At 74.0% G+C, this 12,873-nt stretch carries 13 protein-coding genes; 9 read left to right on the forward strand and 4 right to left on the reverse strand.

Annotated elements, in window-relative coordinates; genetic code table 11:
• Window positions 1-124 precede the first annotated feature (124 nt).
• The 4 genes from GA0070214_RS19095 to GA0070214_RS19110 are packed head-to-tail and all read left to right on the forward strand — an operon-like array spanning window position 125 to window position 3,064.
• A complete protein-coding gene (locus GA0070214_RS19095; protein WP_091265599.1) occupies window positions 125-601 on the forward strand; it encodes a glycosyltransferase family protein in 477 nt (158 codons plus the stop codon).
• The gene (locus tag GA0070214_RS19100) at window positions 598-1,179 is read left to right on the forward strand and encodes a glycosyltransferase (protein WP_091265340.1); all 582 of its coding nucleotides are present in this window, start codon (window positions 598-600) and stop codon (window positions 1,177-1,179) included. The genes GA0070214_RS19095 and GA0070214_RS19100 overlap by 4 nt, the downstream gene beginning before the upstream one ends.
• On the forward strand, window positions 1,176-2,153 hold the full coding sequence (locus GA0070214_RS19105; RefSeq protein WP_091265343.1) for a sulfotransferase family protein: 978 nt from the start codon (window positions 1,176-1,178) through the stop codon (window positions 2,151-2,153). The genes GA0070214_RS19100 and GA0070214_RS19105 overlap by 4 nt, the downstream gene beginning before the upstream one ends.
• Complete coding sequence (locus tag GA0070214_RS19110) at window positions 2,150-3,064, forward strand: glycosyltransferase family 2 protein (protein ID WP_091265346.1); 915 nt, start codon at window positions 2,150-2,152, stop codon at window positions 3,062-3,064. The genes GA0070214_RS19105 and GA0070214_RS19110 overlap by 4 nt, the downstream gene beginning before the upstream one ends.
• Window positions 3,065-3,120: 56 nt before the next feature.
• Here the strand turns inward: GA0070214_RS19110 and GA0070214_RS19115 are convergent, their stop codons facing one another.
• A complete protein-coding gene (locus GA0070214_RS19115) occupies window positions 3,121-4,839 on the reverse strand; it encodes a glycoside hydrolase family 26 protein (RefSeq protein WP_091265349.1) in 1,719 nt (572 codons plus the stop codon).
• Between the two features lie 103 nt (window positions 4,840-4,942).
• Complete coding sequence (locus GA0070214_RS19120) at window positions 4,943-5,821, reverse strand: 3'(2'),5'-bisphosphate nucleotidase CysQ (RefSeq protein ID WP_091265602.1); 879 nt, start codon at window positions 5,819-5,821, stop codon at window positions 4,943-4,945.
• 199 nt (window positions 5,822-6,020) lie between these two features.
• Between GA0070214_RS19120 and GA0070214_RS19125 the strand changes: the two genes are divergently transcribed.
• Window positions 6,021-7,115, forward strand: a complete 1,095-nt coding sequence (locus GA0070214_RS19125; protein ID WP_091265352.1) for an aminotransferase-like domain-containing protein — start codon at window positions 6,021-6,023, stop codon at window positions 7,113-7,115.
• Between the two features lie 370 nt (window positions 7,116-7,485).
• Window positions 7,486-8,634: a magnesium/cobalt transporter CorA gene (gene corA / locus GA0070214_RS19130; protein ID WP_091265355.1), complete on the forward strand. Its 1,149-nt coding sequence runs from the start codon at window positions 7,486-7,488 to the stop codon at window positions 8,632-8,634.
• A gap of 70 nt (window positions 8,635-8,704) precedes the next feature.
• On the opposite strand, the gene GA0070214_RS19135 is transcribed toward corA, so the two are convergent.
• The gene (locus GA0070214_RS19135; protein WP_091265358.1) at window positions 8,705-9,508 is read right to left on the reverse strand and encodes a hypothetical protein; all 804 of its coding nucleotides are present in this window, start codon (window positions 9,506-9,508) and stop codon (window positions 8,705-8,707) included.
• 84 nt (window positions 9,509-9,592) lie between these two features.
• On the opposite strand from GA0070214_RS19135, the gene GA0070214_RS19140 reads away from it, so the two are divergent.
• Window positions 9,593-10,123, forward strand: coding sequence for a peptidylprolyl isomerase (locus GA0070214_RS19140; protein ID WP_091265360.1), 531 nt, complete (start codon window positions 9,593-9,595; stop codon window positions 10,121-10,123).
• Window positions 10,124-10,148: 25 nt separating this feature from the next.
• Window positions 10,149-11,096, forward strand: coding sequence for a rhomboid family intramembrane serine protease (locus GA0070214_RS19145; protein ID WP_091265364.1), 948 nt, complete (start codon window positions 10,149-10,151; stop codon window positions 11,094-11,096).
• Window positions 11,097-11,129: 33 nt separating this feature from the next.
• Here the strand turns inward: GA0070214_RS19145 and GA0070214_RS19150 are convergent, their stop codons facing one another.
• Entirely contained in the window at window positions 11,130-11,558 is a 429-nt protein-coding gene (locus GA0070214_RS19150) for a PH domain-containing protein (RefSeq protein ID WP_091265606.1), read from the reverse strand.
• Window positions 11,559-11,658: 100 nt separating this feature from the next.
• Here GA0070214_RS19150 and GA0070214_RS19155 point away from each other — a divergent pair, with 100 nt between their 5' ends.
• The gene (locus tag GA0070214_RS19155) at window positions 11,659-12,831 is read left to right on the forward strand and encodes a thiolase family protein (RefSeq protein ID WP_091265367.1); all 1,173 of its coding nucleotides are present in this window, start codon (window positions 11,659-11,661) and stop codon (window positions 12,829-12,831) included.
• Window positions 12,832-12,873 lie beyond the last annotated feature (42 nt).

The raw sequence follows: 12,873 nt of genomic DNA on the forward strand, positions 1-12,873 counted from the left end.
GTCGGTGGGGATCCGTCCAACGGCCCCTTCAGTTGTCCACCCCCGCGCCAGTAGGTTGTCATGGCGCGTCCGAGGGTCATTCGCGAAAATCCGGACGCGGTCGCGGCGTACGGGGAGGAACAATCTGGTGAGCGGGTCAATCGACGACTCGGGGCAGGTCCTGCTGGTCGGCTCCAGTGGTGGGCATCTCGCCCAGCTCCTGGCGCTGGAGCCGTGGTACCGGGAGCGCCGTCGGGCGTGGGTCACCTTCGACACCCCGGACGCCCGGTCGCTGCTCGACGGCGAGGACGTGGTCTGGGCCCACCACCCCACCACCCGCAACGTCCGCAACCTGGTCCGCAACGCCTTCCTCGCGCTGAAGGTGATCCGCCGGCGCCGGGTCGACGCCGTGGTCACCACCGGCGCCGGGGTCGCCCTGCCGTTCGTGGTCGCCGCCCGGCTGCGCCGGATCCCGACGGTCTACATCGAGGTCTACGACCGCATCGACAGCGCGACCCTGACCGCCCGGCTCTGCCGTCCCTTCCTCTCCGCGATGCTCGTGCAGTGGGAGGAGCAGCGCCGCATGTACCCGGAGGCGACCGTCGTGGGGAACCTGCTGTGACCTTCGAACCGCCCCGGCAGCGTGACCGGCGGACCGTCCCCTACGTGCTGGTCGTCGTCGGGACCGACGTGCACCGGTTCGACCGGCTGGTGGGCTGGCTGGAGCGCTGGCACGCCGACCGGCCGGGCGTCCGGCTCGTCCTCCAGTACGGCCACAGCCGCCCGCCGGCGCTGCCCGAGGCCACCCCGTTCCTCGGCCACGAGGAGCTCCAGCGGGCGATGGCCGAGGCGACGCTCGTGGTGAGCCACGGCGGCCCGGCCACCATCACCGAGGCCCGGCGCACCGGCCACCTGCCGATCGTGGTGCCCCGCGACCCGACCCACGACGAGCACGTCGACAACCACCAGCAGCTCTTCTCCCGGCGGCTGGGCGCGGCCGGCATGGTCCGGCTCTGCGAGTCCGAGGCCGAACTGGTCGCGGCCCTCGACGAGGGGCTGGCCGACCCGGCCCGGTTCGTCCTGGCCGCCGACCCGGGCCGGCCCGATCCGCGCGCCGAGGCGGTGGCCCGGGTCGGCGCGGTGATCGACGACCTGGTGGCCCGCCGGGTCCGCCAGCGCGCCGGCGGGCGGCGCGGGTGAGCGCCGCGGAGTCGGCCGAGCCCCGCGTCCTCTTCGTCGGCGGCCTCGGCCGCAGCGGCTCGACCCTGCTGGAGCTGCTGCTGGCACAGAGTGCCGACGTGTGCGCGGTCGGTGAGGTGGTGCACCTCTGGGAGCGGGCGCTGGGCGCCGACGAGCGGTGCGGCTGCGGCGAACGGTTCACCGCGTGCCCGTTCTGGCAGCGGGTCGGTGAGCACGCGTTCGGCGGCTGGTCCGCCGTCGACCGGGACGACGTGCTGGCGCTCAAGGACCGGGTCGACCGCACCCGGCACATCCCCCGGCTGGCGAAGAACTCGCTCTCCCCGGAGCAGCTCGCCGACGTCCGCCGCTACGCCGACCTCTACACCCGCATCTACCGGGCCGCCCTCGCGGCGACCGGCGCCCGGGTGGTGGTCGACTCCAGCAAGCACGCCTCGCTCGCCTTCGCCCTGCGCTGGGCCGAGGGGCTCGACCTGCGGGTGCTGCACCTGGTCCGGGACAGCCGGGCGGTGGCGTACTCGTGGGGTAAGCAGGTGCGCCGGCCCGAGGTGGTCGACGGCGAGGACTTCATGCCGACCTTCTCGCCGTTCGAGGTGAGCAAGCTGTGGACCGCGCAGAACGCCGCGTTCCACCTGCTCGCCGCCCGGGCGCAGGTGCTGCGGCTGCGCTACGAGGACTTCACCGCCGACCCGGCCGGCACGGTCCGCCGGCTGCGCGAGTTCGCCGGCCTGCCGGACGACCCCGAGGCGCTGCGCATCCTGACGGATCCGCCCGCCTCTCCGTTCCGGGCGCACAGCATCGCGGGCAACCCGCTGCGGTTCAGTGGTGGGCCGCTGACCGTGCGGCGGGACGAGGCGTGGCGGAGCCGCCTGCCGCGCCGCAGCCGGGCCGTGGTCAGCCTGGCCACGCTCCCCTTCCGAGTCCGCTACGGCTACCTGGGCCAGCGGGGATCCGACGAGTCCGTGGAGAAAGCATGAGTGGGCCGAGCATCTCGGTCGTCGTACCGACGCGGGACCGTCCGGAGCTGCTGCGCGCGGCGCTCGACGCGATCCTCAGCCAGGCGCACCCCGGCCTCATCGAGGCCATCGTGGTCTACGACCAGTCCGAGCCGGACCGGTCGCTGGAGATGGACCGGGGCGACCGGCGGGTCCGGGTCATCACCAACACCCGCAGCCCGGGGCTGGCCGGGGCGCGCAACACCGGCATCGAGGCGGCCACCGGCGACCTTGTCGCGTTCTGCGACGACGATGACGAGTGGCTGCCGGGCAAGCTCGCCGCCCAGCTCGGCGCGCTCGACGTGCACCCCGACGGGGCGCTGGTCAGCTGCGGCATCCGGGTCAGCTACGACGACCGCACGGTGGACCGCTCGCTGGACCGGTCGCGGGTGTCGCTGGAGGCGCTGCTCCGCGACCGGCTCACCGAGCTGCACCCGTCGACCTTCCTGATCCGCCGGGCCGCCCTGCTCGACGCCATCGGGCTCGTCGACGAGCAGATCCCGGGCAGCTACGCGGAGGACTACGAGTTCCTGCTCCGGGCCGCCCGGTACGCCCCGCTGGTCAACGTGGAGAGCCCGTACGTGCTGGTCCGCTGGCACAAGCGGTCGTACTTCGCGCAGCGCTGGGAGACCATCTCGACGGCGTTGCAGTGGCTGCTGCGCCGCTACCCGGAGTTCGCCACGGTGCCGCACGGCGAGGCCCGGGTGGCCGGCCAGATCGCCTTCGCCCAGGCGGCCATGGGCAACCGGCGGGACGCCGTGCGGTGGGCCCGGCGCACCCTCGCCCGCAACCCGCGGGAGCCGCGCGCCTACCTGGCGCTGGCGGTGGCGAGCCGCGCCGTGCAGGCCGACCGCGTGCTGCGCACGCTGCACAAGCGTGGCCGGGGCATCTGAGCCGTACGCGACGGGCGGGCGACCAGCCGGTCGCCCGCCCGTTTCCGTGCGCGGGGTCAGGCCACGCAGAAGGACTTCCACGCCTGGATGCTCGGCTGGTCGAGCAGCCGGAAGTCGCCCTGGCTGACCACCTGGTTGTAGTACGCGACGAACTCCGGCCGCTGACCGTTGAGGTAGCCGGTCATCGAGCGGATCCAGTTGGCCCGCCCGCTGCCCGAGTCGCCCGGCACCAGGTCACTGCCGGTCTCCGCGACGCCCCAGGGCTTGCCCAGCGCCTTGGACTTGCTGATCATCTCGCCGTAGATCTCCTGCGGCGAGGCGTACCGCTTCCACTTGGCGCCCCAGTTGTAGCAGTCCCAACCGAGCGTCTCGATGACGTCGCCACCCGGATAGAAGGAGTCGAAGCTGCGCCCGGACTTCGGGTCGAGCGTCCAGCACATCAGGATCAGCGTGTTGATCAGCTTGGGGTTGTTCGCCCGGTTCGCCAGCCCGGCGACCCGCTTCCAGGCCGTCCGGTACGCCGCCGTGGTGAACGCGCCGCGCTCCACGTCGTCCTCGGGCTCGTGGAAGTAGGACCAGTACACGTTGTGGTCGCGCGGGATCGAGGCGAACCAGGAGGCGAGCCGGGAGTCGTACTTGCCGGAGTTGATCTCCTGCGGGGAGGCCTTGAAGGAGACCACCACGGTCCGGTCCACCACGTCGGCCCGGCTGCCGTTCCAGGCCGGCGGCAGGCCGGGGAAGAAGACGCGGGCCATCCGCAGCTTGCCGAAGGTGCGGTCGGAGCGGCTCAAGGCCTGCCCGAAGGTCTCCCCGTTCTGCACGCCGATCGACGCGCCGGGCAGGGTCAGCCGGGTGCCGGCGAAGCCGGGCACCGAGCCGGCGGAGGTCGACGGCGACACGGAGGGCTTGCCGCCGAGGCCCTGTTCGGCGCTCGGCGTGGCGGCGCCGGGCGAGGTCGCGGCGCTGGGGCCGGCCGACTGCGCCGGTCCGCCGGTCCGCGGCGTCCCGCCGGCCTGCGGGGTCTCGTCGGGACGGAGGGTCGCCACGGCGACGCCGCCGCCCGCGACGGCGAGCACGAGGGCCGTGGCGAGGGCGACCCGCCAGCGCCGGCGGGAACCCCCGGGCGGCGTCGGGGTCGGCGCGACCGGCGGAGGCGGCGGCTGGTCGGCGCCACCGGCGCCGGGCCGCACCCGCGGCTCGGCCCGGACCCCGTCCGGCGGCGGCCCGGGCAGCGTGGCGGTCGCCGTCGGCGCGCCCTCGGCCCAACCGGCCTCCGGGCCCGGGCCGGCCGGCGGCCCCCAGCCGCCCGGCCCGGCCTGCGGCATCGGGCCCGCCGGTCCGTCCTGCGGCGTCCAGCCGCCGGCGCCTCCGGCGTGCGGACCCCAGCCCGCGTCATCACCCTGTGGCGCCCAGCCGGCGTCCGCGCCCTGCGGCGCCCAGTCGTCGGGACCGCCGTGCGCGGTCCAGTCGTCGTCCGTGCCCTGGGCCCAGCCGCCGTCCCCGGGTGCGTCGGGATGTCCGGGCGGGCCGGCCTGCCGCGGCGGGCCGGCGTAGCCACGGTCGGCACCGGCCCACCGGGGATCGGGGTCGGCGTGACCCGCGCCCGGCCCGCTCTCCGGCCAGGGCAGGCCGGGCCGGGCCTCGGCCGGTGGCACCGGCGGCGCGGCCTCGGGCCAGGGCAGGGCGCCCCCGCCCTGCTGGCGCGGGACGTCCTGCCCCGGCCAGAGGCCGGTCGGCTGTCCGAAGGCGTTGTGCTGGTCTCGCTCGGCCGGCATGACCCTCCCTGGCTGGCGGTGGCCCGTCTCTCGGGGCTCAGGTCGGACGTGCATTCCGACCGACGATAGCCTCCGTTCACCTGGGCCGTGCGTACCGCAACACTCAGCCGAACGCCCCACCCGGGGTGTCGGTAACGGTCGAAGCGGGCATCTCGACCCCGGTGCGCGCGATCGCGTCGAGCAGCCGGTCGGCCAGCTCGGGGCGGCAGACCAGCAGGTCGGGCAGGCGCGGGTCGGCCCGGTTGTAACGCAGCAGCGACCCGTCGATCCGGGACGCGTGCATTCCGGCGCCCAGGGCCACCGCCACCGGGGCGGCGCTGTCCCACTCGTATTGGCCGCCCGCGTGGACGTACGCGTCGACCTCGCCGGTCACCACGGCGCACACCTTGACCCCGGCGGAGCCCATGGGGACGGCCTGCGCGCCGAGCAGCTCGACGAGCTCGCCGACGAACGCCGGTGGGCGGCTGCGGCTCACCGCGATCCGGATCGGCCCGTCGACCGCCTTCGGGGTCGGGCAGGCGGTGCCGAGGATGAGCTGGTCACCGTCCACCGTGGTCCGCGCCGGCATGCCCACGGCACCGGCGACCAGGGCGCCGTCCGGCGCGGCGGAGCGCTGCCAGAGCGCCACGTGCACGGCCCAGTCGTCCCGCCCGGCCTCGGAGAACTCCCGGGTGCCGTCCAGCGGGTCGATGATCCAGACGCGGTCGGCGTCGTGCCGGGGCGCCCGCTCGCCGTCCGCCCAGGCCCGGCGCGAGTCGGCCTCCTCCTCGGAGAGCACCGCGTCCGCCGGCCGCCAGCGGGCCAGCGCCGCGGTCATCAGCTCGTGCGACGCGCGGTCGCCGGCGTCCTTGAGCGCCTTCGGGTCGGCGAAGCCCTGCCGGTCCCGCAGCGCGGTGAGCGCCTCGCCCGCACGGCCGGCCAGCCACTGCGCGAACTGCTGGTCGTCGAGCCGTCCGGCCTCGTCCTCGGTCACGAGCCTCACCACCTGTCTCCCCGGGTCTGCCGCGACCCGCAATCCTTCGGCGGCCGGTGGTCCCGGCGCCAGCTTCCGGTCGGATGGTAGACAGCCGTGAACTCGGCTCGGATCCGCGTCGCCCCTGGTGGACGGACCGGCCGCCCGCATGTTGAACTTCGCGTGTATGGCGGTCGTACCCGGCGGGCCAGGCCCTAGGCTCGTGCGCATGACCGCCGAGCAGCTGATCTCCTTCGCCCGTGGCGCTCCCTCGTTGGACATCGTCGATGTCGAGGGGCTCAAGGCCGCCGCCGTCCGCGCCTTCGACGCCGACCCCGCCGGGATCACGGCGTACGGCACCTCCGTCGGTTACCCGCCCCTGCGGAAGTGGATCGCGGAGAAGCACGGCGTCGAGGCCGACCAGGTGCTGATCACCAACGGCTCGCTCCAGGCCGACGCGTTCCTGTTCGACCACCTGGTCCGCCGGGGCGACGCCGTGGTGGTCGAGCGCCCGACGTACGACCGGACGCTGCTCAACCTGCAGCAGATGGGCGGCGAGATCCACGGCGTGACGATCCAGCCGGACGGTCTGGACACCGCCGAGCTGCGCAAGCTGCTGGAGTCGGGCGTCCGGCCCCGGCTGGCCCACGTCATCCCGAACTACCAGAACCCGGCCGGCGTGACCCTCTCCCTGGAGAAGCGTCGCGAGCTGCTCGACCTGGCCGCCGAGTACGGATTCACGATCTTCGAGGACGACCCGTACGCGGACATCCGCTTCCGGGGCGAGCCGCTGCCCTCGATGCTGTCGATGGACAGCCGGGGTGTCGTGGTGCACGCCTCCAGCTTCACCAAGACGGTCTGCCCGGGCGTCCGGGTCGGCTACCTGGTCGGCCCCGCGGACGTGATCGCGACGATCGCCAAGCGGGCCACCAACCTCTACATCTCGCCCGGCATGGTCTCCGAGGCGATCGTGCACCAGTTCTGCGTGTCGGGCGAGATCGAGCGGTCGATCCACACGGTGCGGAGCGCGCTCGGCGAGCGCGCCGTGGTGCTGGCCGAGTCGCTGCGCCGGCACATCCCCGAGGCGCGGTTCGTGGAGCCGGACGGCGGCTACTTCCTCTGGGTCGAGCTGCCCGAGGACGTGGACGTCGACCGGCTGGCCCCGGCGGCGGCCGAGCGCGGCGTCGCGGTGGTCAAGGGCAGCGACTTCATGATCGACGGCGGCCGGCACGCGCTCCGGCTGGCCTTCTCCGCGGTGACGGCCGACCGCATCGACGAGGGCGTCCGCCGGCTGGCCGAAGCGATGGCGGCCGTCCGAGGCTAGTCTTCTGTCGGGTTTCCGACAGAATGGCGATACCGGCCGGTCCGGCTCTCCCGCTGGGCCGGCCGGCGGCCCACAATGCTGCGAGCGCCGCTCACCTTTCCTCGGTGACCGGTCCGCCGACCGGGGAGCCACGGGCCACCCCCGTCCGGGCCGCCGGCGCGCACAGCACAACTCCCGCCCCCAATGGGTGCCGGGTGGGCCGTGTCGCCCCTCACCCCCCTGACGCGGCCGGCCCGCCCGGCGCCGTCACCCGCCCCCGGGCGGGCGTGACGCGGGTCGCAGCCCGGCCGGCCGCCCCGCGCTCGCCCGCGCTGCACCCCGTCCCGATCGGCGTAACCTGCAAGCCGCAGCTTCGTGGAGAGGGGGCGAGATGACGGACCGGGTGGCACGCGACCGCAGCGCCGGGCAGAACGGCGACCGGGCACCCAGACCACGGGCCTGGGCGGCCCCGGTACGCGCCATGTCGCGCATCCTCAACGCCGACGGCACCCCGCGCACGACCCAGCCGGCCGACGCGGGGCGGAGCGGCATCGTCAACTGCGGCCTCTACGTCGACGGCGAGCGCCGGCCCGGCGAGTGGCACTACGCCGAAGCCCTGGCCGCCGCCCGCGAGGAGCGGAACGGCTTCGTCTGGCTCGGCCTGCACGAGCCGGAGCTGGAGGAGATGACGGCGATCGCGGCCACCTTCGGCCTGCACGAGCTGGCCGTGGAGGACGCGGTCAAGGCCCAGCAGCGGCCCAAGCTGGAGCGCTTCGGCGACGTCGCCTTCCTGGTGCTGCGCACCGCCCGCTACTGCGAGCACACCGAGCTGACCGAGAACTCCGAGGTGGTGGAGACCGGCCAGGTGATGCTCTTCATCGGGCCGAACTTCCTGATCAGCGTCCGGCACGGGGACGCCTGCCGGCTGTCGCCGGTCCGGGCCGACCTGGAGGCGAAACGGGACCTGCTGGAGCACGGCCCGTGGGCCGTCGCGTACGCGGTCACCGACCGGGTGGTGGACCTCTACCTGGAGGTGGCCGACCGGCTGGAGGACGACCTCGACGTGCTGGAGGCGGACGTCTTCGACCGGCAGGGCAGCGGGCGGATCCAGCGGATCTACCAGATGAAGCGGGAGCTGGTGGAGTTCAAGCGGGCCGTGGTGCCGTTGCAGCGCCCGCTGCTCACCCTCACCTCGCAGGTCAACCGGGAGGTGCCGCAGGAGGTGCGGCGCTACTTCCGGGACGTGCAGGACCACCTCAGCCGCACCGTCGAGCAGGTGAACTCCTACGACGACCTGCTCAACTCGATCCTCCAGGCGCGGCTGGCCCAGGTCACCGTCGACCAGAACAACGACATGCGCAAGATCGCGGCCTGGGCGGCGATCGGTGCGGTGTGGACCGCCATCGCGGGCATCTACGGCATGAATTTCAAGTACATGCCGGAGCTGGGCTGGACGTACGGCTACCCGGGCGTGTGGGCGCTCATGCTCATCTCGTCGTTCACGCTCTACCGGCTGTTCCGCCGCAACGGCTGGCTCTGACCCCGCAGACGGAAGCGCCGGCCGCGTGGGGCGTACCCCCGCGCGCCGGCGCTTTCCGGTGACCGTCGGGTCAGCGGCGACCGCTGGACTTGGCGGTGCTCCGGCCGTTCTGCGTGGCCTTGGTGACGTCGTCCGCCGGGCGGCCGGAGACGTCCCGGGCGCCCTCGGCGACCGAGGGGACCTTGTCGGTCGGCTGGATCACCGGCTGGCTGCTCGACGTGGCGGTCGAGGCGCTGCCGCTGCCGGCCACCGCCGAACTGCCGGCGCCGGTCGGGCCGGCCTGGGTGACCTTCGCGGTCGCGTCGGGGGTCTCCACCACGATGGTGTCCACGTCCTCCCGCATCGGGTCCAGCTTGCCGGTCGGGTCGTACTCGGCCCATTCCTGCTGCTCGCGGCGACGGCGCATGGCCATCGCACCGGCCAGGCCGGCGACGGTCCCGGCGACCAGCAGGCCGGTCGTCATGCCGCGCGACCTCTTCTGCTTCTTCTTCGCGGCCTTCATGTTCTTCGCCTTCACCTTCTTGCTCATGGCGGCCTGCTTGGCGGTGGCGGCCTTCCGGCTGGTCAAGGCCTTGCCGGCGGCCTCGGCCTGGGCATTGCGCATCGCCATGAGCAGCGGCGCGAGTGCGGCGACCGTCGATGCGACACCGCTCGACGCCCGGTCCCGGACGACGATCGCGGTGGGCCCGACGGCGCCCCGGGCTGCCTGGACCCGCGGGCCGACCGAGGCGCCGGCACCCTTCGCCGCGTGCGTGGCGGCCTGCCTCAGGTGACCGATGCCCTGGTTCAGCTCCGCCCTCGCGAGCTGCCCCTGGGTCTTGCGCCGCCCGATTCCAAACACGGTCCCACCTCCTGGGAGTTGTTCCTCCGTCATCCTCCACCTTCGGATGCCTCCGCATGGCCAGATCGGGCACATGGGAGGATCCGCATGGAACTGACCAACGAGTGAGGAGTACCCGTGGCCGAGGCTGTCTACGCCACCTTGCACACCAACGCTGGCCCGATCCGGTTGGAGCTCTTCCCGAACCACGCGCCGAAGACCGTCCGCAACTTCGTGGAACTGGCCGAGGGCACCCGGGAGTACATCGACCCGCGCACCGGCCAGCCGGGCAGCGGGCCGTACTACGACGGCACCATCTCGCACCGCGTGATCAGCGGCTTCATGATCCAGATGGGTGACCCGACCGGCACCGGTCGCGGTGGCCCGGGCTACAAGTTCGGCGACGAGTTCCACCCGGAGCTGCGCTTCGACCGGCCGTACCTGCTGGCGATGGCGAACGCCGGGCCGGGCACCAACGGCTCGCAGTTCTTCATCACGGTGGGCCCGACGCCGCACCTGAACAACCGGCACACCATCTTCGGGCAGGTCGCGGACGAGCAGTCGGCGAAGGTCGTGGACTCGATCGCCAACACCCCGACCGGCCCGAGCGACCGGCCGCTCCAGGACGTGGTCATCGAGCGCGTCGAGATCGAGCGCAAGCCGGCCTGAGCGTCGCGCGGGTACCTTTGCTCGCATGACTGAGCGCTCCGGGCAGGCAGGCGACGCCACCGGCGGGCCGGCGCCGACCACTCCGGTCTGCTACCGGCACCCCGGCCGGGAGACGTACGTCCGGTGCACGCGCTGTGACCGGCCGATCTGCCCGGAGTGCATGCGGGACGCCTCCGTGGGCCACCAGTGCCCGGAGTGCGTCAGCGAGGGACGCCGCAGCGTGCGGCCGGCGCGTACCGCCTTCGGGGGCGGTGCCGCCGGCCGCCAGGGCTACGTCACCAAGACCCTGATCGCACTGAATGTGCTGGTCATGGTCCTTTCCATCGCCTCCGACCGGGGCGGGGACGCCGCCGCCGGGGGGTCCGGCTTCGGCGGCCTCATGGGCGGCTCGACGCCGCTGACCAACTGGGGCGCCGTGCTGGGCTACGCCCCGTACGTTGCCTTCGGCGAGCCGCACGGCGTCGCCGCCGGTGAGTGGTACCGGCTGGCCACCGCGATGTTCCTGCACTACGGCCTGGTGCACCTGCTGCTCAACATGTGGGCGCTCTGGGTGCTGGGGCGCAACCTCGAGGCGGTGCTCGGCCCGCTGCGGTTCCTGGCGCTCTACCTGATCGCCGGGCTCGGCGGCAACGTCGCCGTCTACCTGTTCAGCGCCCCCAACCAGCCCGCCGTCGGGGCGTCGACGGCCATCTTCGGCCTGTTCGCCGCGATCTTCGTGATCCTGCGCCGGCTGGGCCGGGACACGTCGGCCATCGTGCCGATCCTCGTGATCAACCTGATCTTCACGTTCACCGTGCCGGGCATCTCGGTGGCCGGGCACCTCGGCGGCCTCGTGGTCGGGGCGCTGATGGCCCTGGTCCTGGCGTACGCCCCGCGGATGCGGCGCACCGCCTTCCAGGTCGCCGGCGGGACGATCCTGCTGGTGGCGCTGCTCGGGCTGATCCTCGTCCGCACGGCCACGCTGACCGGCTGACCAGGCGCGGCGGGCTCAGCGCGGGCGGCGGGCTCAGCGCGCGGTGGCGCGGGCGGCCTCCAACGCGGCGGCGACCTCCTCGGGCGGCGCGTCCAGGTCGTAGCGGCCGAACAGGTGCAGCGACTCGCCCGCGTCGATCTCCAGCGTCTCGGCGGTGAGCCCGCGCCGGGTACGCCGCTCCACCCGGATCGCCTCCACGGCCGCCCAGGGCAGCCGCCGGCGGCGGGCGTAGCCCTGGATCACGGTGATCCCCTCCCCGTCGGCGGCCAGCCGGACCGGCGCGACCAGGTCGCGCAGCGCCCAGCCGAGCAGCGCGACCGCGGCCAGGCCGGCGAGCACCAGCTGGATCCGGTCCTCGCCCGCGAACAGCAGGCCCAGCGCCACCAGGACGAGCGCGCCGAGCGCCTTGACCGCCGGCAGCACCGGCGGGACCCGCCACTGCCGGGCCGGGGGTGGAGTCACGGTCCCAGCATGCCAGCCGGACGGCCCCCGGACCGGGGGGAGGACGACCGGCCGGGTCAGCACGTAGGATCGGGGCAAGCCAAGTTACCGGGGAGTAGTCATGAGTGACGCGGTCATCGTCGGTGCGGTACGGACCCCGGTCGGGCGGCGCAAGGGCAGCCTCGCCGGTGTGCACCCGGTCGACCTCTCGGCGCACGTGCTGCGTGCCCTCGCCGAGCGGACCGGCATCGACCCCGGCGACGTCGACGACGTGGTGTGGGGCTGCGTGTCGCAGGTCGGCGAGCAGTCGTGGAACGTGGCGCGCAACGCCGTCCTCGCCGCGGGCTGGCCCGAGTCGGTCCCCGGCACCACGCTCGACCGCCAGTGCGGGTCCAGCCAGCAGGCGCTGCACTTCGCCGCCGCCACCGTCCTCTCCGGCCAGGCCGACCTCGTCGTGGCCGGGGGCGTCGAGTCGATGACCCGGGTGCCGATGGGCTCCAGCGTGGCCGGCGGGATGCCGTTCAGCCCGGCGATCCTCGAGCGCTACCGCGGCGTCGAGGGCGTCGCCGCGGACAGCCCGCTCCCGTTCAACCAGGGCGTCGGCGCCGAGCTGATCGCCCAGCGGTGGCGCTTCTCGCGCACCCAGCTCGACGAGTTCGCGCTGGCCAGCCACGAGAAGGTGGCCGCCGCACAGGACGCCGGGGCGTTCGACCCGGAGCTCGCGCCGGTGGCGCTGGCCGACGGCGCCAAGTTCAGCGCCGACGAGGGCATCCGGCGGGACACCTCGCTGGCCAAGCTCGGCGAGCTGGCCACCCCGTTCAAGGCCGACGGCGTGGTCACCGCCGGCTCCGCGTCACAGATCTCCGACGGTGCCGCGGCGCTCGCGGTCACCACCAGCGAGTGGGCCAGCCGGCACGGCCTCCGTCCGCTGGCCCGGGTGCACACCGCCGTGGTCGCGGCCGACGACCCGGTCACGATGCTCACCGCTCCCATCCCGGCCACCGCGAAGGCGCTGCGCCGCGCGGGGCTGGGCATCGAGGAGATCGGGGTGTACGAGGTGAACGAGGCGTTCGCCCCGGTGCCGCTGGCCTGGCTGGCGGAGACCGAGGCCGACCCGGAGCGGCTGAACCCGCGTGGTGGGGCGATCGCGCTCGGCCACCCGCTCGGCGGCTCCGGCGCCCGGATCATGACCACGATGCTCCAGCACATGCGCGACAACGGGATCCGCTACGGGCTTCAGACCATGTGCGAGGGCGGCGGCATGGCCAACGCCACCATCGTCGAGCTGCTCTGAAATCGCTGGCCGCCGTCCCGGCCAGCGCCTAGCGTCCCGACC

Origin of the sequence: Micromonospora chaiyaphumensis (assembly GCF_900091435.1) — a bacterium.
GTDB lineage: Bacteria > Actinomycetota > Actinomycetes > Mycobacteriales > Micromonosporaceae > Micromonospora > Micromonospora chaiyaphumensis.

Excerpts from the sequence above, each read along its gene's own strand:
- GA0070214_RS19125 (WP_091265352.1), top strand. The coding sequence starts at position 6,021 with ATGACCGCCGAGCAGCTGATCTCCTTCGCCCGTGGCGCTCCCTCGTTG.
- GA0070214_RS19135 (WP_091265358.1), bottom strand. The coding sequence starts at position 9,508 with ATGACGGAGGAACAACTCCCAGGAGGTGGGACCGTGTTTGGAATCGGG.
- GA0070214_RS19110 (WP_091265346.1), top strand. The coding sequence starts at position 2,150 with ATGAGTGGGCCGAGCATCTCGGTCGTCGTACCGACGCGGGACCGTCCG.
- GA0070214_RS19155 (WP_091265367.1), top strand. The coding sequence starts at position 11,659 with ATGAGTGACGCGGTCATCGTCGGTGCGGTACGGACCCCGGTCGGGCGG.
- GA0070214_RS19145 (WP_091265364.1), top strand. The coding sequence starts at position 10,149 with ATGACTGAGCGCTCCGGGCAGGCAGGCGACGCCACCGGCGGGCCGGCG.
- GA0070214_RS19115 (WP_091265349.1), bottom strand. The coding sequence starts at position 4,839 with ATGCCGGCCGAGCGAGACCAGCACAACGCCTTCGGACAGCCGACCGGC.
- corA (WP_091265355.1), top strand. The coding sequence starts at position 7,486 with ATGACGGACCGGGTGGCACGCGACCGCAGCGCCGGGCAGAACGGCGAC.